We start from the raw sequence: 19,278 nt of genomic DNA, 5'->3' as shown, positions 1-19,278 counted from the left end.
CTCTGGACATGCCTTTTCTATATGCTATAACGTTTCCGAATTCATATGAATAAATAAAATAATACCAGCAACCATAAGTACCATAATGCTACCTGCAAATAGTGTAATACCAATAAACATTAAACTTGTGCTCATATCTACTGATACACTTTCAATAAAAATAGAAATTACATACGTGATAAGGGCAATTCCTGCAAGAATACTTCCTGGAACAAATCGCTTTAAACCATTTTGTTTTAACGTCATATATGCAAAAATAGCAGTCATACAAAGCGTAATTATCCAAAGAACGATCATCTCTTTTCCCCCCTCACAAGCCTTTTCTTTCTATTATACATGACATTGCCCTATAATAGTTAAATTTGCACTTATGTGACATATAACAAGGAATAGCCCCATCTATAGCGAAGGCATTATAACATACACTTATACAATAAGGAGGCTTTCATTTGGACTATACTACTACATGTAAATTAGAGCTATCCGAACGATTCGATTATGTTACGATTGACTTAGACAAACAGTTTTTTTACATCGAAGTTGTAAATTTACAAAGTAATATAACTGTACTAAAAATATCAATTAACTTGCAAAAAGACGAAACGATGGTAGAGGGAAATATAATTCATTATGATACTTTGCACGTAGATGCATTATTACAAGGATTGAAATATGTTGCTCGAACATGTATTGATCACAATTTAAAAAACCAAAAGGAACTGTTCGCATTTTTAGAAGAAAATTAGCTCCAATAAAAAAATGGTTATTTTTTCTTTTTATTGATATAATTGTTATATAGAAATATTCTTTATAAGGGAGTGTTCATAATGATTTGGATTTCACTAATCGTATTAGCTTATTTCATCATTCTCGTCCCAATACAGTACAACTACATTAAAATGCTCAAAGAAAAACAGAAAAAAATGAGTGTCTCACAAAACGAACTATATGACAACATGTCTTATGAAGAATCCCAAGTACATTACCATTATCAAAGTAACGTATTTACAATACCTGCTTCGCTTGTCGCAAGTATTATTTATAAAGTGAAACATGCAGCATAATATGTACGCTGTAAAATTATTATTCGAATCTGTTCATTGTAGTGAGCCTAATCCTACGAAAATTGATGGGCATTATGAAGAGAATCACAATACACTTTTTGAAGAAAGCATTATTCTTGTTAAAGCAAACAATTTAGAAGATGCTCACGAACTTGGTAAAAAAATTGCTATGCAATCTGAAGATACGTACGATAATATGTACGATGAGCAAGTAACGTGGAAGTTCCGAAAAGTGTTGCATGTGTTTGAATTAGACGATACACCATTTGAAACCGGAAAAGAATTGTACGCAAGATTTTTACACGTTAAGAAAAATAACACGGCAGATACAGTAGTACGAAAATACTATCCTGAATCCGAATAAAAGCTCACAGCAAATGCTGTGAGCTTTTTTATACTTACTTCGTTGAATCTCTAAATTGGATACGGTGAGGTAAGATAACAGTGTGATCTTCCACTTTTTCTTTGTTCATATACTTTGTTAATAGACGCATTGCTACTGCACCGATATCATACATCGGTTGAACAACTGTTGAAAGCTGCGGACGAACCATTAATGCAAGACGTGTATTATCGAAACCAAGTACTTCTACGTCAGTTGGTACGTTTAATCCAGCGTCTTGTGCTGCATGGATTACACCTAGTGCCATTTCATCAGAAGACACGAAGATTGCTGTTGGCTTTTCATCATTGCTCCAAAGCTTTTCGAATGCTTCGATACCTGAGTCATATGTGTAATCTCCATCGATTACAAGATTTTCATCATATGAAATACCAGCTTCTTCTAAAGCTTTTTTATAACCTTGTAACTTCTTCGCACTTCCCGCTTTATCAATGAAAGGACCAGAGACGAAACCGATACGTTTATGTCCTTGCTCGATAAAGTGCTTCATTGCATCATAAGCTGCTTGTGTATAATCAATATTTACTGATGGCGTTTCATTTTGCTCATCAAATGACGCTGCTAATACAATTGGTACTGGAGATTTTTTAAATTCTTCAATGTGAATGTCTGTAATATCTTCACCCATGAAAACAATTCCGTCCACTTGTTTTCCAAGCATCGTATTTAATAAATGGAACTCTTTCTCTTTGTTTTGATCAGAGTTACTTAAAATGATGTTATATTTGTACATTGTTGCGATATCTTCAATTCCACGTGCAAGTTCTGCATAAAACGTATTTGAGATATCAGGAATAATAACACCTACTGTAGTTGTCTTCTTACTTGCTAGTCCACGTGCTACCGCATTCGGGCGGTATCCTAAACGATCAATTGCTTCTAATACTTTCTTTCTTGTTGTAGGCTTTACATTTGGGTTACCGTTCACAACACGAGATACGGTAGCCATTGAAACGTTTGCTTCGCGCGCTACATCATAGATTGTTACGTTCATCTCATCGCACACTCCTTCTATTTTTGTTATCTATTTTTATGTATCGGTTACTTGAATGAAAAAAAGACATCAACTCTATTTGCAGATGCCACCAATCGTCCCGAGTTCTTCCTTTTACTAATGATACGATAAAAACGCAGGCTCATACAATATTTTCCCGCAAAAGTTTCGAAAAAATTCGCTTCTTTTCTCGTATTTTCGTATTTTTTATGAAAAAAGGGCATTTTTTGTAAAAAAATAGATGTTTCCTAAGTAGAAATCTTATTTTAAGCAGTACGATAGTAAATGAAATTTATATCGGTGATTTTTCGAATATATCGACTGTAACTCGAAATATATCAGCGATTTTCCAAATATATCGACCGCAACTCTAATTATATCAGCGATTTTTTAAATATATCAACTTACCAACAAAAATCGACAATGACAGTCGCTATACAATAAGAGAAAGCTGTTCCAAAATGCCTTTTTGGAACAGCCCATTAAAAGTTTTTATAATTTACTTCCAAATGATTTTAATTCATTCATAAAATCATTGAACTGCGGTATATTCATTTGTTGCGCTGCATCAGATAAAGCTACAGCTGGATCTGGATGTACTTCAGCCATAATTGCGTCTGCACCAATTGCCATCGCTGCTTTTGCAGTTGGTAAGAGAAGGTCACGTCGCCCTGTAGAATGCGTTACATCGACAACGACAGGTAAATGTGTTTCTTTCTTTAAAATCGGCACAGCGGAAATATCAAGCGTATTACGCGTCGCTCTTTCATACGTGCGAATACCTCGTTCACATAAAATAATGTTCCCATTTCCCTTTGCCATAATATATTCTGCCGCATTAATGAATTCTTCAATCGTTGCTGATAGACCACGTTTTAATAATACTGGTTTATTTACAGCACCAGCTGCCCTTAGCAAATCAAAGTTTTGCATATTGCGAGCACCAATTTGAATAACATCAACGTAATCTAATGACATCTCAATATCATTCGGATTTAAAATTTCACTAATAACAGCCAAATCATATTCATCTGCTACCTGGCGCAAAATTTGTAATCCCTCTAATCCAAGACCTTGAAAATCATACGGTGAAGTACGTGGTTTGAACGCACCACCACGCATTAATTTCAGACCTTGCTCTTTCATTGCTTCAGCAACTTGACGTACTTGTTCATAACTTTCCACTGCACACGGCCCCATAATAAAATGCTGATTTCCGTCACCAATTTTTTCACCATTAATTTCAACAATCGTATCTTCTGTTTTTTTCTTACGAGAAACAAGTAATGCTTTACGATGATCATCTTCTTGTAATTCTAAACCAGCTTGAAAAATTTGTTTGAAAATATGTTGTAAAGTCGAAGTTTCAAATGGACCATTATTATTCTCTGCAATTAAATCCAGCATATTTCTTTCACGTACAGGATCAAAACGTTTCACACCTTGTACTTCTTTTAAATTACCAACTTCTTGTACGAGACGACCTCTTTCGTTTAGTAACTCTAATATTTGTAAATTAAGTTGATCAATTTCAGAACGTAAACGACCTAATTGTTGTGATGCCATAAGAAAGCCACCTCTTTCAAATTCCTATATGTTACTTTTTTAAGATAACTTATTATAGCTGATACATATACGATTGTCACACGATATACAGCAATGAATTACTATCAAAAAACGTTGTATATTTTCATTTAAAATAAAAAAAGACAGTTTACATACTGTCTTTTTTACAAGAAGGAAACAAACGGTTTATCACTGTTTTTCTCTTTTATAATCACAGCCTCGATTTTACTCTCGGACTTGATCTGTAATTGTACTTTCGCATCTTTAGGCAATTTGTCTAACATACCTTGCGCAGCTAATTGGGTAAGAGCCATTAATTCTGTTTTACCGTTATATTTAATAACAATATTCATATTTAATGTATCCATTTGATCTTTCTTATAAGAAACTTTAGCGTTGACTGGAATAAAATCTCCATTAGAAAAACCTTTTATTTCCTTAGCAAAGTTATTTATTTTTGTATTATCTTCTCCATGTGCTTGTGTAAATTCATCAGAAGGATATGAATACGACTTTTCATCAATTGTACTCCAATTTCCAAGGTTCGTATCATTCTTTTGAACAGTAGCACTAGCAATATACGTACCATTTTTTAAAGAACTAGTACTTTCTTGCTTAAAGATAGCAAACGTAATTGGAGATTTGTTATACTTATCATTTTTGTTAATAGCTTCAATAAGTTGTTTAGCAACTTCAGTCCCTTTAGACATAGCTTCTTCATTCGATACACTTGAAGACATAGCTAAACCTATCATAACACCAGATAAACTTAGTTCATTTGAATTCTGTTTTCCGAAATAGTCTTGTTCTATAATATTCGTCAAAACTGGCGCTTCTACTTTCGCAACTAGTTCATCAATTAGTTTCTCTGGAATATACTGGTTTAATTGCAGTACGTGACTCTCTGTATCAAATTGCTGCGTTGCAATATTTATTAAACCATTTTCATACTCTGCTAAATCTAATTTAGAATTTGTTTTTATATTAGCTGTATTAATAACCTTTTGTTCTTTTAAAGGAATAACAGTTCTATAATAATCTTTAGAAACAGCAGTTCTCGGAATCATACTTTTTTCTTTTGTATCTTTTTGTATAACTTCATCCTTCTTACTAATCGTATTACTATTGTTACTACAAGCTCCCAGTAATAAACTTACGACTGCGAAGGATAATGCCATTTTCTTCATTACTTAAAACCTACTTTCAACAATCTAGTTATTTAGTTTGAACTATTAATAGTGTACCACTAAATATATTTCAACAAAAACAAAAAAAAGAAGCAAGCACCTTTAGCTTGCTTCTTTTTACTTTATATTCTCTTCTAAAGCATCTTTTTTAATATTCCAATGAGATGTATTCCATACTACCATCCCATCTTTTATGTATAGCACTTGCGGTGATTCATGTCTAATACTGTATTGTTCTGCAACACGATTTGACACATCTCTCGCATCTTGTACGTATAAGTAATACGCTGGCACTTCTCTTTCTTCGCTGCAATACGCTTGAAATTCTGTGTATGCACCGTGACTAATCGGGCATGTCGTACTATGTTTAAAAAGAACATACGGCTCGTTCTTTTCTACTAAGACTTCAAGCTCTTCAATTGTTTCAAGTTTTGTCATATTCATCACGATTCACCTCTCATACGAAATCTAGAGCGCTTCTCTTTCTTTTCAGCTTTTTTCTCAATTCTTTCTAATTTACGCTCTTCTTTTTCAACCTTCTTCTCTTGTCTCGACGCACGGTAATGATTGTATACTTCAATCGCCGCACTGCTCCACTGTACAACTTGCGCTACTTTATCAGCGTTATTTTCAATTTCGTCCGTTACAGAGTCCGATACATTACGAAGCTTCGTATTTAAAGATTGGATTGTCGTTCCAATCCCATCTACACCCGCTACCACTTTATTTAATGACTGTGACTTCTGTTGAATATCATCAGCTAACGCATTCGTTTTATGTAATAATTGCTCTGTCTCTACGCTAATTCCTTGCATTTGCTTTTCTAAACCTTCTAACGTGCTTGCAACGTTTTCCAACGTCTTCTGAACCGATAACAACGTTCTGCATACATACACTACTAATACTGCGAAAGCAACCGCGATAATAGCCGCACTTACATATAAAAGAACTTGCATTTCATCACTTCCTTTATCTTTTTCATACTTTCCCCTATTATACAATCATTTTCCGTTTCATTCTAATCCCTATCTCATCATTAGAATTTTCATACTTATTCGTTAACTGTAACATAAATCATTCAACAAATTCCACTAAGTAGGTTACAATAGGAGAGGATACATAATTAGTAGGGAGGCTTTACATATGAAAGATCCACGTATTGAAAAGTTAGCATACAATTTAATTAACTACTCTATCCGCTTACAAAAAGGTGAAAAAGTATTAATTGAAAACTTTGGCTTACAAAAAGAACTTGTAACTGCACTTGTAAAAGAAGCATATGCAGCTGGTGGTTTCCCATTCGTCTCTTTAAAAGATCATCAAGTAGATCGCTCTTTATTAATGGGTGCTACTGAAGAACATTTCGAACAAATCGCTGCATATGAAGCAAGCGTAATGAAAGACATGGACGCTTATATCGGCCTTCGCTCTGGTGATAATATTAATGAACAAGCTGACGTTCCAAGTGAGCGTATGAAAGTTCATGGCCAAACAGTTGGTAAAAAAGTTCATAGAGACATTCGCGTTCCAAAAACACGCTGGGTTGTTCTTCGCTACCCAAATGCTTCTATGGCACAGCTTGCTAAAATGAGTACAGAAGCTTTCGAAGACTTCTACTTCGAAGTATGTAACTTAGACTACGGTAAAATGGATAAGGCAATGGATAGCCTTGTTACATTAATGAATAAAACAGATAAAGTTCGTTTAACTGGTCCTGGAACTGACTTAACATTCTCTATTAAAGACATTCCAGCAATTAAATGCTCAGGTCATTTAAACATTCCAGACGGTGAAGTATACTCTGCACCAGTTCGTGATTCTGTTAACGGTACAGTTTCTTACAACACACCATCTCCTTACAACGGTTATACATTTGAAAATGTACAACTTAAGTTTGAGAACGGTCAAATCGTTGAAGCAACTGCAAACGATACAGAGCGCATTAACAAAATCTTCGATACAGACGAAGGCGCACGCTACGTTGGTGAGTTCGCAATTGGCGTAAACCCATACATCTTACATCCAATGGGAGACATCCTATTCGATGAAAAAATCGATGGCAGCTTCCACTTCACTCCTGGACAAGCTTACGACGATGCATGGAACGGCAACAACTCGAACATCCACTGGGATTTAGTATGCATCCAACGCCCTGAATACGGCGGCGGCGAAATTTACTTCGACGACGTACTAATCCGTAAAGACGGACGCTTCGTTGTACCTGAACTAGAAGCTTTAAACCCAGAGAACTTAAAATAATAATAAAAACGCTCGGGATTTTTCCGAGCGTTTTTATTATTATTTTAATAAGTCTTTCGCCACATCTTCTGGCACTTTAAAACTCATCTTCTTATTTTTCATTTCAACTTCAACATACGGGACATCTTTATATACTGTCATCGTACCTATTTCATGTAATTCCTTTTTATCTTTACTCGACTCCGATAATTTTGGTGTATCTTCTTGATACATTTTAAATGTTTTCCCTTGCGGAGTATCTAAAGGAGCCGATTGCATTTCCCACTTATCCATTTTCATGACTTCAAACAGCTTTTCAATTTCTTTCTTATCGGTCATTACTTTTTTATCACTTGAATCTGTAAGTGATTCAATCTCAACCTTTTGTGCCTTTTCTAAGTTCATATTAGCCTTTTCCTTCTTCGCACTACATCCTATTAAAAGAACGGATGCGGTTAGCAGCAGCAAAAACAACATAAGGACTTTTTTCATCTCTATCCCTCCTACACTATATAGAGCTACTTTCCTTGCTTTTTGTTTGCTGAAAATGAAAATAATATAAAAGCGCCACTGCAATAGTACCGATTAATATCGGAACATATAAGGGCAGATCCCATTTTATATATACTCTAGTGCAGCCAACAAACACAAACAAAATTTCCAAACAAAACAAAGGTTTTACATATTTCATATCTTACCTACCATTTCTATTTTCACATGTGGATTCTCTTTCTCAATAAGCGCCAAAAATTCATTCATATCCTGCGGCATCGCAACCATATGTACTTTATACGTATTCGTTGTAATTTCAAGATTTTTCCCAACTTGGCGAATGATTCGTATCTCTTTCAATACGATATCGTCATTTAAAATACCGTACTTTAATACACCATTTTCTACTCTATGCTTTTTAATAAATACTTCCCAAACAAGTGGGACATTTACAAGGAAACATAATCCCATCCCAATTAACGCTGTCATCCACTGCTCTTTATTAGCGATAATCATGACAAGCGGATATACAAACATAAAAGCTAACGTGAGACAAACAAAAATTACTACCGATTTACTTCTTTGAATCGGAAAGTTCATACACGCACCCCCCAACCTAAATTATACCACTTTTTCCATTTTAGTTCATAAAAAAGGCCATTTCCACATGGCCTTCTTAAACGATATATCTATAGAATTTCTTATCCACCTGTAACACAGGAAAACTTTTTGGCAAATCTTCTATATCCACACTTTCAAAACCATTCTTTTCATAAAAACGATGTGCCGCTAAAAATTTTACTGTTGTTCCTAAGTAAATATCTTTCAATTTTTTATCCTCAGCCCATGAAATTGCTGTTTGAAGCAACATATGTGATGCGCCCCATTCTTTTCCGCGAAACTCTTTCTTCACGAACATTTTTCTTAACGCTACTTGATGATTCTCAATATCTAATAAAGCTACTGTTCCAACTACTTTACCATCATAAATTGCTATCCAAAAGTTTCCGTAATCCTTTTGATAGAATGTTTCTATTTCAAGTAAATCAGGTTGCTCTTCTTTCGTAATTGAAACATTATACTCTTTTTGCTGAATATGAACGATAAGATCTACTACTTCCTCTTGAAACGTACTTTCATACGGAATAATGCGTATCTTCTCGTTCATCGAATCTCCTTCCACTCTGAAGCTAGTAAACTATATACAGCGATATCGTGAAAATGATCATATAGCCATTCATCATCTCTTAAAATGCCATCTAACTTAAATCCTAAACGTTCTGGAATAGCGCGGCTTTTCACATTTTCAACACCGCATCTAATTTCCATTTTATTTAATTTTAAATTCTCAAATGCATAGTGAAGTACAGCCTTCACACTACGCGTCATAATACCTTTCCCGCCAGCATCTTCTGCAAGATAATATCCAAGACTTGCCGCTTTCTTCCCCCAACTTACTGGGTGAATGCCTACCATCCCAACGAGCTTTCCTTTGTAACGGATACCACTTTCAAAACCGTCTCCCTCTGCAAACTTCTTTAACCACATCGGAAAAATCTCATCATACGCATCAGCAGATTTGGTCCCATCTACCCAAGGAAGCCATCTTCGTAAATGATTACGGTTTTGGTCTATTAATTGATATAGTTCCTCCTTATAATGCTTCTCTAATAACTGTAATTCGATTTCATCGTCTACTCGAAGTGTGAACATATTTTTTAGTCCCCTTTTTAGTTTTCTTATTATTCTAACACTTCTAGATGTAAATTGTTAAATATTCACACTTTTTTCGGTTTTATTTGTATAAAATTAGAAGAATACAATACACCCGTAACAACTAATATCATTCCTACAGACTGTGCGAGCGTTATATTTACTCCTTCAATAAAAGAAATAATCATTGTAACAACAGGCACTAAATTAAAAAATAAAGATGTTCTGGCTGCTCCAATTTGAGCAATTCCATTATTCCACCATAAGTAACCGAGCACGCTCATTCCAATTGCCATAAAAAGAATCGCTCCCCAAGCTAACAAAGGAATTTCCAAAACTGGTACGATATTTTTTTGAGTTGAAGATATGATCATAAAGGCAATGGCACCAATAGTCATTGTGTATGTCGTCGTTTGTATTGGGCTACTAGTTTTAATAAGCTTTCTGCCTAGCACACCGTATAACGCCCAGCAAATATTCCCTAATAAAATATAAAAATCTCCTTTTGAAAATGATAAGTTTTGTAGTATCGTAAACGAACCTTGTGTCAGTACAAAAACAACGCCAAGTAATGCAAGTAACATCCCAATACCTTGGCGTTTTATAATCTTTTCTCGTAAAATAAAACTTGCTAATAGCGTCGTAACGAGCGGATTCGTCGCCATAATCAGTGCACCATTCATAGCTTCTGTATGTTTCATACCTAAAAAGAAAAAGAAGTTAAAACCGAATACACCAACAATACCTAGCAAAAAGTAATAAGTCTTATTCTCCCTCCATACCTCTACCTCAAAATCTTTTCGTATTTTTAACAAACATAACATCACAAATGCAGCAATTCCAAAGCGCCATGCTGCTATATGAATTGCTTCGAAATACTGTACAGCATATTTCGAAGCATTAAATGTCCCACCAGTGAAAATCGCAAATCCAAGTAACTGAGCGTATACTTTATTTTTCATTGTCAGCCTCCGAATTTCCACCTTCTAGAAAACCGTAATAAATTTCTAGTTTCTCCTCCGTTAGCTGAACAACTTTTTGCAATTGTTCCTGCTGTTTTTTTAATCTCTCTAAGTGAGTTGTTAAAATTGAAATTCTCTTTTTTACTTTCGCCGGTACTTCCTCTTTTCTCTGCCTAATTTCCTCTATAATACATCCATCACTTGCAAACTGAGCCATCTCTTCTAATGACATTCCAGTTTGTTTTAACGAATATAAAAATTTTAAAAGGCGTACATCACCTTCTGTATATTGGCGGATCCCGCTATTTCGCGTTGGTGGTGGTAATAATCCTAATTTCTCATAGTAACGCAAAGTATGAATACCCATCCCAGTTAACTCTGCTACTTCACCGATTTTATACATGTTCTCTCCCCCTTGTTTTTACATCTTCATCTTACAACCTAGAGTTAACTCTAGGTCAATACATAAATAAAAGTTGAACACAACAAAAAAGACGCACAGCCAAGCTATGCGTCTTTCCTATTACTTCTCTGCAACTTGAACTTCTTTTACGTAAGCTGCTTCGAATTTTTGGATGTCTCCTGCGCCCATGAAAATTAGAACGCCGTTTTTATGTTTCTTTAATACATCCGTTGTTGTATCTGTAATTAGTTCTGCACCGTCAATACGCTTTTGCAGATCTTCGATTGTTAATTCACCTTTGTTTTCGCGTGCTGATCCGAAAATATCACATAAGTATACTTGATCAGCTTTGCTTAGGCTTTCTGCGAACTCATCTAAGAACTTTTCTGTACGTGAGAATGTGTGTGGCTGGAATACAGCGACAATTTCACGCTCTGGATGTTTTTGACGAGCAGCTTCAATCGTTGCATTAATCTCTGTCGGATGGTGTGCGTAGTCATCGATGATTACTTGCTCTCCCATCGGCTTTTCATTAAAGCGACGTTTTACGCCTTCAAAAGTTGTTAATTGATGTTTTACTGCTTCTACATCAACATTTTCATAATGGCAAAGCGCGATTACTGCTAACGCATTTAATACGCTGTGATTGCCGTATCCTGTAATTTTGAACGTATCATAGTACGTGTTACGAACGAATACATCGAATATCGTGCCATCTGTTCTCTTTTGGATGTTGCGTGCTTGGAAATCATTATCTTCTCCAAATCCATAGAAAATAACAGGTACTTTCGCTTGAATTTTTTGAAGTTCTTCATCATCTCCACATGCAATAATGCCTTTTTTCACTTGCAATGCCATCTCTTGGAATGCACTGAATACATCATTGATGTCTGCAAAATAATCTGGATGATCAAAATCAATATTCGTCATAATTGCATAGTCTGGATTATAAGACAAGAAATGACGACGATACTCACAAGCTTCAAATACAAAATACTTACTATTTTCTACCCCATGCCCTGTTCCATCTCCAATAAGGTAAGATGTCGGGTGTGCACCTTGCATTACATGGGCTAACAAACCTGTTGTTGATGTTTTTCCGTGTGCACCAGTTACAGCAACACTTGTGTATTGGCTCATCAGGTCACCTAAGAAATGATGGTAACGATGGACTGGGATGTTTAATTCTTTTGCTGCTACGATTTCTTCATGCGTATCAGGAAATGCATTTCCTGCAATAATCACTTGTCCTTCTTCTACATTATTCTTATCAAAAGGAAGGATCGAGATACTACGCTTTTCCAACGCTGTTTGTGTAAAGAAACGCTTTTCATAATCAGACCCTTGAACAGTATGCTTCATATCATGAAGAATTTGCGCTAATGAACTCATTCCTGTTCCTTTAATTCCTACAAAATGGTAAACTGTCATCTTAAAGAACCTCCAACATTTCGAACTAATACAACGGCCTATCTATAAGACAGTATATGAATCTTTTCTTATTTTGGTAATCATCATACATTTTTGATGTAGTGAAGTTATTTTTTCCCTTCACTTATCAGGATAAACTCGTACGTACTTCTTTATATGTCCATAACAAGTCCATTATAGCAAAAAAGAAGCCGCTATACTATGATAACAGAAAAACTGATAGGGTCAATCACCTATCAGTTTTTCTCTCTTTTACATCTCTTCTCTTTTTTCTAATTGAACACGCTCTAAACGTGGGTTTGGACGATATTTACGACCAGCTTTTGCTTCTGGTTTCCCATTTAATTCTACATTATCACCAGTAAAGCCAATATTCATTTTCAATAAGCTACTTCCTACCCCGTATATGTCAACAGGTACGTTTTGAGCTTCAAATTCACGAATACGCTTCTCATCAAATCCACCAGTTACAACGATGTCTACATGCTGGAATCCTTCTTCATCAAGTGCTTTACGAAGTGCGAATACAAGCGATGGGTTTACACCACGTGGATCGAATGTTCCAAGTACTTCTGGGTGGCGAATGAAGTATTGATCAATCATCGTGCGGGACGTATCTACACGTACACCTTTTAATGTTGATCCAAATTCACGCGCTACGCGAAGTGCATCTGTAATGACATCATTGTTGTAATCAATTAATACAACTAATTCATCTTCTGGGAATTTCTTATGATATGCTTTTGCCGCTTCCACAACATCACCATTAAACATTTGAATTAATGCGTGAGGCATCGTCCCCATACCACTTTTGCCCCACCATTCATTCATCGCATGCGTCGCTTGTGCGCTCATACCTCCGATGTATGCTGCATAACCGTCACCAGCTTGTTGTGTATAATGATCGTCACGATCTCCCATGAAAATAACTGGTTTTTCTTTATCTACGCTACGCGCAGCTTGGACAACGTTATATACGTTTGTCGCAACCGATGTACGACGAGCTAAAATCCCATCAATGACACCTTCTAAAAATCCGAAATTTTCATAAGGACCATGAATTGTTAACACTGTTTCAAATGGACTAATTTTATCGCCATCTTTTAAAGAATTAATCTCAAGTTCCTCAGGATTTTTAGCGAATGTTTGTAGCAATGCAATTACTTCATCCGTTCCGCAAAGAACTGCATTTTCCTTTTGGAAAAATTGCATCGTTACAACACTTTTCGGGCGAAATTCTTCGATGATTTCTCTAGTCTTTAAAAAGTAAACGGCAGAGAACCACCCTTCTCCAACACGTTCGTCAAATTTAAATGTTTTATTTGTTAGTCTATTTATTTCACCTTTTAATTTTAATTCAATTTCTTTCATGTCGCTTTACTCCCTACTTTACTATCCAACATTTTCTCTTAGTATACAGCAAAACCGTTTACTATACATTCGTTTCCTGCATAGCGGCAAATTCATCCTCAGAAATAAGGACATCTCTTGGCTTCGTTCCTCTTGCTTCAGAAATAATTCCTTGCGATTGCATCTCTTCAATGAGACGTGCTGCGCGATTATAACCGATGCGGAATTTTCGCTGTACAGAAGATGTGGACGCTCCCCCTTGTTCTACAACAAATTGACATGCTTCGAAGAACAATTCGTCTTCCGACTCAGCTTGTTCTGTTTTCGCTAATAAATCCTCTTGCTTAAATAAATAATTCGGCTTCATTTGCTTTTTCACATGATCAACTGTTTTTTCAATCTCATCATCCGATACATATACACCTTGTACACGAACTGGCTTAGATGTACCGTTCCCTAAGAATAACATATCACCACGGCCAAGTAATTTCTCCGCGCCCCCAATATCAATAATCGTACGCGAATCAACTTGAGATGATACAGTAAACGCTATACGCGTTGGAATGTTTGACTTAATTAAACCTGTAATAACATCTACAGATGGACGCTGCGTCGCTACTAATAAATGAATACCACAAGCACGTGCTTTTTGCGCAATACGACAAATCGCTTCCTCAACATCACCAGGTGCTACCATCATTAAATCGGCTAACTCGTCAATGACAATAACGATATAAGGTAATGTCTCTCCTGGAATTTCTCGCTCACTTACAATCGTATTGTAGCGAGTTAAATCACGAGCACCAGCATGCGCAAACAATTCATAACGGCGTTCCATTTCCTCAACTGCCCATTTTAATGCAGCTGTCGCTGCTTTTACATCCGTAATAACAGGTGCTACAAGATGTGGAACAGAATTGTATGGTGCAAGCTCAACCATCTTCGGATCGATTAACATTAACTTCACTTCATGTGGTTTCGCTTTATATAAAATACTCGTTAAAATCGCGTTAATACACACACTTTTACCTGAACCCGTCGCCCCCGCAATAAGTCCGTGCGGCATTTTTCGAATATCCGTTACAATTGGATCCCCTGAAATATCAAGCCCCAGCGCAACAGTAAGCGGTGATTCACTCTTTGTGAATACAGGACTTCTTAAAATTTCGCGAAGAAATACTGGCTTACTTTCTTTATTTGGAACTTCAATTCCAATCGCACTCTTCCCTGGAATTGGCGCTTCAATACGAATATCTTTCGCAGCTAAACTTAACTTAATATCATCACTTAAATTTGTAATTTTATTTACTTTCACACCTGGGTCTGGCTGCACCTCAAAACGAGTTACTGCTGGCCCTTGCGATACATTAATAACATGTGCTCCAACGTGAAAATTATTAAACGTTGTATCTAATAATTCTTTCTGCTCCTCTAACCATTCTGTATTATCTAACGCTGATTGCTGTGGAATCGACAACAGCGCTAATGGCGGAACAGTGTATGTCGGTGGTGTGTGCAATACATTTCGCATATCGTTCTCTCTTTGATTTACAACATATGCTTTCTCTTGTACTTCCGTACTTGAAATTGGCTTTTGTACTTGCTCTACCACTTGTGGCTCTGCTACTACTTGCTGCACTGGGTGCTCTTCCACTTGTGGTTCTGCTACTACTTGCTGCACTGGGTGCTCTTCCACTTGTGGTTCTGCTACTACTTGCTGCACTGGGCGTTCTTCCACTTGTGGTTCTGCTACCACCTGCTGCATTGGTTGCTCTTCCACTTGTGGTTCTGCTACCTCTTGCTGCACTGGGCGTTCTTCCACTTGTGGCTCTGCTACTACTTGCTGCACTGGGTGCTCTTCCACTTGTGGTTTTGCTACTACTTGCTGCACTGGGCGTTCTTCCACTTGTGGTTCTGCTACCTCTTGTTGCACTGGCTTATTCTCTACTCGTACATTAGCAGAAGGTTGCATTGCATTTGCTCTAGCTGCATGTCTTTCCATTAATCGTGTTCTATCTTGTTTCAACATAACAACATTAAATGGTACATGACGCTTTTTCTCACGTTTTGGTTCTTCTTTTTGTACAAGCGGTTGTTCTTCTGCGACTGGTGTTTCCTCGGCAACTGGTTGTTCTTCTACAACTGATTGCTCTTCTACGACCGGTGCTTCTTCTGCGACTGGCGCTTCTTCTACAACTGGTTGTTTTTCTGCAATTAAAACATCCGCAAAGCTTTGAACATCTTTCTTCGTTTGTTCATCAGCCTCAGCAACATGTATGAATTCACTCTTTTGTTCAATTGCTTCATCTTCTTGCTGAATGTCCTCAAGTACTACAAATGTCTCTACTACAGGCGCGTTTATTTCTGCAATCACTTCTACTTCTTCTGACTCTTCTGCTTCCGCAATTACTCCCACTTCTTCTGACTCTTCCGTTTCTGCAATTACTTCCACTTCTTCTGACTCTTCCGTTTCTGCAATTACTTCCACTTCTTCTGACTCTTCTGCTTCCGCAATTACTTCAGCTTCTTCTGACTCTTCTGTTTCCGCAATTACTTCAGCTTCTTCTGACTCTTCTGCTTCCGCAATTACTTCAGCTTCTTCTGACTCTTCTGCTTCTGCAATTACTTCCACTTCTTCTGACTCTTCTGCTTCCGCAATTACTTCAGCTTCTTCTAGCTCTTCTGTTTCTGTAATTACTTCTACTTCTTCTGACTCTTCCGCTTCTGCAATTACTACCACTTCTTCTGACTCTTCTGCTTCCGCAATTACTTCAGCTTCTTCTGACTCTTCTGTTTCTGTAATTACTTCCACTTCTTCAGGTGCCTCTGTTTCCATAACTACTTCTTCAAACTCTTCCGTTTCTGCAATTACTTCTACTTTTGACACTTCTTCTAGTATTTCCACAATGATTGTTTCTTCAAGTTTTTCTTCTGCTTTGACAATCACTGATTCTTCTGGAGCTTGCTTTTCTACTTCAATAGTAGGTTGTTTTATTTCTGTATTACGTTTAATTTCTTCTGATAATATTGTATCCTCGTGCTCTACTTTAGAAGCTACTAATTCTTCTTGTAGATTGTTTTTGTTTAACACCACTACATCTTTTTCTAGCTTAGCACTTTCCATCTGCTCAGCTACTGTTTTATGAAGTAATTCATCCGCTGAAACTTCCTGCAGTGTACTCATTTCTTGAATCACTTCTTTTTCTTCTACTAAAGGCACTTGGCGTTCAATTTCATAACCGTTTTTCTCTAGCCATTGATCAACTACTGACTTTTCTTCCTTTTTATTCTCTTCATATTGTTGCTCTCCTTGCTGGTTAGCAGCTCTATGACTAGAAGAAGTTGGTGCTTGTCCTTCTGAGAAATCAGATAATGTATATCCTTTTTTCTCTAACCATGCATCAACGACTGATTTACCCTCTACAGATATTTCAAGGTCTTCTCTTTCCTTTACTTCCTCCTGCTTTTCTTCCTTTTTCTCTACTGAAGGACGATTATATCCATAAATTGGCGAAATCATTTCTGTTGGACGAAATGGTCTACGGTTACTCTCTTGCGAAGGTGCAGATGCCTTTTTAACGACAGACTCCCGCACCGGTTCATATTGCACTTCCGGCTCTTCATATGTAGAAACTACCTTTTCCACATACGGTCGTCTGCTTCTTTCCACCTTTATTCCTCTTTGGGCAGTCGGTTCTTCATATGTTACTCCTTGAACAGGTTGTTCTTCGAAGCGATTTACTTCGCTTTCATCCTCTTCATCGAACCCATTATCCGGTACTAAAGGAAAACGGCATTTACCTGCATTCCTACTTGCCATTTGTGCTTCTCTTGCTTCAGTGTAGTGGTTTACACGAGGAATTTTCGGCTGACTTTCAATTTGCTTTGGTACTTCTTTATTCATCGCTGTTTGTTCTTCCTCTTTGTTAAACAGCTTTTTCATCCAATCTAACATGCTTACCACTCTTTCTACTAAATAGTAACATCCTTTATTGTATCAGCATTCGGCAAAAAGTGCAGGTAAAATTAAGCATGTCATATTTATCCACAATATTCTAATTTACGAGTGTTTCATATGAAAAAACGCAGCCTTTCATATAAGACTGCGCTTAAGCTTTACTCTTCTGATATGCATCTATGCTATCCGTTACACTTTGCAATAAAGAATTTACATATTGCGGGTCAGATAATTTTTTATCTTCTTCATGGTTTGACATAAACCCAAGTTCTAATAACACACCAGGAACCTTTGCCCAATTAAATCCAGAAAGATCATCCCGAAATTTAATTCCATTTACTTTTACTTGCTGGTTCTCCCTCATTTTATTTACAATCATTTGAGAGATTTGAAGACTTTCCGCATAAATCTCTTTCGTATACGGACTTCCTTCTGCCGGCGTCAATACAGCGAATCCACTTTGGTTTGGATTTTCAGAACCATCTGCATGAAGACGTAAAAATAAATTAGCCTTATGATTATTTGCGAATGCCGCCCTTTCTTTATTACTTATATCAACGTCTTGTGATGTTCTCGTCATTAATACTTGTATCCCTTTTGCTTCAAGCTTTTCTTTTAATAAAAAAGCCATTTCTAATACAAGTACAGCCTCTCTCTTTTTCGTCACAACACCTGTTGTACCGTCTGTCACTTTATATTTTTGCGTTGTTGCCCCTGGTCCAATCGGCTCTAAATTTAAATTCGCTTTTTGTTGATGCCCTGGATCAATAACGACGAGAAACTTCTCTTGTTTTTCATTACTCTCTATTTTTTGTTCATTATTTTGCACTGGTTGCTCAGTCGGCTGCACTGGCGTAGTTTCTTCTTTCTTTTCATCAGATGATACTTCCTCTTGCTTATGTTCTACTTGGTCATTCGTTTGAATTGCTTGCGATTCTTCGTTCTTTTCTTGTTCTTGCTTCTTTTCTACCGGTGCGTCTTCTTTGGTATCTTTGTTTTTCTCTTGTATAGAAGATGTAGTTTCTTTTTTCGGCTGCTCTTGTGAACAACCGGCCATATATATTCCAATGAATGCAATCATGCTCATTATTTTTATATACTTCATACTTCTCCCCCATCACTTTGCACCGGATTCAAAGTTTTTCTTATAATTGCCCTATAATCTCATCTATATTTCCAATATAAACTGGCTGCCATTTTTCTGTACCACGTTCTGCAGTATAAAGCGGATAAGCGGCATCATCTATATTTACGAAAACTGGATCGCCCATATCCGTTTCATATCCAATTGTAATCCATTCTTCTTTCCATTTTCCGTGTTCTTCACTTATTAATGAATTTTTATGTTTATCGTATCGGTAACCGATTTGTCCTTTTTCTAATTCACTTTCACTAAACAAATATATTTCATAAGTACCTAGCTCAACATCTTGCTGTTTTGAAGTTTCAATTCGTTTTAGAAGTTCTGCGATTTTTGGTTGCTGTTTCATACTTCTATCCCCTTCTACTTTTCTAAA

22 protein-coding genes are annotated in these 19,278 nt (G+C 36.6%); 4 read left to right on the top strand and 18 right to left on the bottom strand.

Annotated elements, in window-relative coordinates; all coding sequences use genetic code 11:
- Window positions 1-24: 24 nt before the first annotated feature.
- A complete protein-coding gene (locus ACK1U5_RS16220; RefSeq protein WP_000636589.1) occupies window positions 25-297 on the bottom strand; it encodes a DUF3917 domain-containing protein in 273 nt (90 codons plus the stop codon).
- A 152-nt stretch (window positions 298-449) separates the two neighbouring features.
- Between ACK1U5_RS16220 and dhp61 the strand changes: the two genes are divergently transcribed.
- From dhp61 to ACK1U5_RS16205, 3 genes are all read left to right on the top strand, one after another.
- Window positions 450-746, top strand: coding sequence for a protein Dhp61 (gene dhp61 / locus ACK1U5_RS16215; protein WP_000386754.1), 297 nt, complete (start codon window positions 450-452; stop codon window positions 744-746).
- An 81-nt stretch (window positions 747-827) separates the two neighbouring features.
- The gene (locus ACK1U5_RS16210) at window positions 828-1,064 is read left to right on the top strand and encodes a DUF3949 domain-containing protein (RefSeq protein ID WP_000637902.1); all 237 of its coding nucleotides are present in this window, start codon (window positions 828-830) and stop codon (window positions 1,062-1,064) included.
- A gap of 1 nt (window position 1,065) precedes the next feature.
- Window positions 1,066-1,428, top strand: coding sequence for a DUF4288 domain-containing protein (locus ACK1U5_RS16205; protein ID WP_048568531.1), 363 nt, complete (start codon window positions 1,066-1,068; stop codon window positions 1,426-1,428).
- 34 nt (window positions 1,429-1,462) lie between these two features.
- On the opposite strand, the gene ccpA is transcribed toward ACK1U5_RS16205, so the two are convergent.
- From ccpA to ACK1U5_RS16180, 5 genes are all read right to left on the bottom strand, one after another.
- Window positions 1,463-2,461: a catabolite control protein A gene (gene ccpA / locus ACK1U5_RS16200; protein ID WP_001103297.1), complete on the bottom strand. Its 999-nt coding sequence runs from the start codon at window positions 2,459-2,461 to the stop codon at window positions 1,463-1,465.
- Window positions 2,462-2,953: 492 nt separating this feature from the next.
- Window positions 2,954-4,027 carry a bifunctional 3-deoxy-7-phosphoheptulonate synthase/chorismate mutase gene (locus ACK1U5_RS16195; protein WP_000168204.1) on the bottom strand — a complete coding sequence of 358 codons (1,074 nt, stop codon included), beginning with the start codon at window positions 4,025-4,027 and terminating at the stop codon, window positions 2,954-2,956.
- A gap of 164 nt (window positions 4,028-4,191) precedes the next feature.
- Window positions 4,192-5,214, bottom strand: a complete 1,023-nt coding sequence (locus ACK1U5_RS16190) for a CamS family sex pheromone protein (protein ID WP_000738025.1) — start codon at window positions 5,212-5,214, stop codon at window positions 4,192-4,194.
- Window positions 5,215-5,331: 117 nt separating this feature from the next.
- Window positions 5,332-5,658, bottom strand: coding sequence for a bacillithiol system redox-active protein YtxJ (gene ytxJ / locus ACK1U5_RS16185; RefSeq protein ID WP_001057469.1), 327 nt, complete (start codon window positions 5,656-5,658; stop codon window positions 5,332-5,334).
- Entirely contained in the window at window positions 5,658-6,170 is a 513-nt protein-coding gene (locus ACK1U5_RS16180) for a DUF948 domain-containing protein (protein ID WP_001197720.1), read from the bottom strand. The genes ytxJ and ACK1U5_RS16180 overlap by 1 nt, the downstream gene beginning before the upstream one ends.
- 187 nt (window positions 6,171-6,357) lie before the next feature.
- Between ACK1U5_RS16180 and ACK1U5_RS16175 the strand changes: the two genes are divergently transcribed.
- Window positions 6,358-7,473, top strand: coding sequence for an aminopeptidase (locus ACK1U5_RS16175; protein WP_000654731.1), 1,116 nt, complete (start codon window positions 6,358-6,360; stop codon window positions 7,471-7,473).
- A gap of 39 nt (window positions 7,474-7,512) precedes the next feature.
- Here ACK1U5_RS16175 and ACK1U5_RS16170 read toward each other — a convergent pair whose 3' ends face one another.
- The 12 genes from ACK1U5_RS16170 to ACK1U5_RS16115 form a co-directional block, all read right to left on the bottom strand.
- Window positions 7,513-7,944, bottom strand: a complete 432-nt coding sequence (locus ACK1U5_RS16170; RefSeq protein ID WP_113710590.1) for a hypothetical protein — start codon at window positions 7,942-7,944, stop codon at window positions 7,513-7,515.
- 16 nt (window positions 7,945-7,960) lie between these two features.
- Entirely contained in the window at window positions 7,961-8,143 is a 183-nt protein-coding gene (locus tag ACK1U5_RS16165) for a hypothetical protein (RefSeq protein ID WP_048568512.1), read from the bottom strand.
- On the bottom strand, window positions 8,140-8,544 hold the full coding sequence (locus ACK1U5_RS16160) for a PH domain-containing protein (RefSeq protein ID WP_113710589.1): 405 nt from the start codon (window positions 8,542-8,544) through the stop codon (window positions 8,140-8,142). Before ACK1U5_RS16160 ends, ACK1U5_RS16165 begins: the two co-directional genes overlap by 4 nt.
- Before the next feature lie 76 nt (window positions 8,545-8,620).
- Window positions 8,621-9,112 (bottom strand): GNAT family N-acetyltransferase, encoded by a 492-nt coding sequence (locus ACK1U5_RS16155; protein ID WP_069605058.1) that lies wholly within the window; start codon window positions 9,110-9,112, stop codon window positions 8,621-8,623.
- Window positions 9,109-9,657, bottom strand: a complete 549-nt coding sequence (locus tag ACK1U5_RS16150) for a GNAT family N-acetyltransferase (RefSeq protein WP_069605057.1) — start codon at window positions 9,655-9,657, stop codon at window positions 9,109-9,111. Before ACK1U5_RS16150 ends, ACK1U5_RS16155 begins: the two co-directional genes overlap by 4 nt.
- 65 nt (window positions 9,658-9,722) lie before the next feature.
- Entirely contained in the window at window positions 9,723-10,619 is an 897-nt protein-coding gene (locus ACK1U5_RS16145; protein ID WP_048568516.1) for a DMT family transporter, read from the bottom strand.
- Entirely contained in the window at window positions 10,609-11,022 is a 414-nt protein-coding gene (locus ACK1U5_RS16140; protein ID WP_000276603.1) for a MerR family transcriptional regulator, read from the bottom strand. Before ACK1U5_RS16140 ends, ACK1U5_RS16145 begins: the two co-directional genes overlap by 11 nt.
- A gap of 120 nt (window positions 11,023-11,142) precedes the next feature.
- Window positions 11,143-12,453, bottom strand: coding sequence for a UDP-N-acetylmuramate--L-alanine ligase (murC, locus tag ACK1U5_RS16135; protein WP_000219468.1), 1,311 nt, complete (start codon window positions 12,451-12,453; stop codon window positions 11,143-11,145).
- A 252-nt stretch (window positions 12,454-12,705) separates the two neighbouring features.
- Complete coding sequence (locus ACK1U5_RS16130; protein ID WP_000658370.1) at window positions 12,706-13,824, bottom strand: nicotinate phosphoribosyltransferase; 1,119 nt, start codon at window positions 13,822-13,824, stop codon at window positions 12,706-12,708.
- Window positions 13,825-13,885: 61 nt separating this feature from the next.
- Window positions 13,886-17,758 (bottom strand): DNA translocase FtsK, encoded by a 3,873-nt coding sequence (locus ACK1U5_RS16125; protein ID WP_448814833.1) that lies wholly within the window; start codon window positions 17,756-17,758, stop codon window positions 13,886-13,888.
- A 154-nt stretch (window positions 17,759-17,912) separates the two neighbouring features.
- Entirely contained in the window at window positions 17,913-18,866 is a 954-nt protein-coding gene (locus ACK1U5_RS16120) for an N-acetylmuramoyl-L-alanine amidase (RefSeq protein WP_000874038.1), read from the bottom strand.
- 40 nt (window positions 18,867-18,906) lie between these two features.
- Complete coding sequence (locus ACK1U5_RS16115) at window positions 18,907-19,251, bottom strand: hypothetical protein (protein ID WP_000813342.1); 345 nt, start codon at window positions 19,249-19,251, stop codon at window positions 18,907-18,909.
- Between the last annotated feature and the right edge of the window lie 27 nt (window positions 19,252-19,278).

Source organism: Bacillus sp. XB1 (assembly GCF_053557995.1).
Note: the sequence above shows the minus strand (reverse complement) of the source record. Positions and strands in the feature narration are given on the sequence as shown.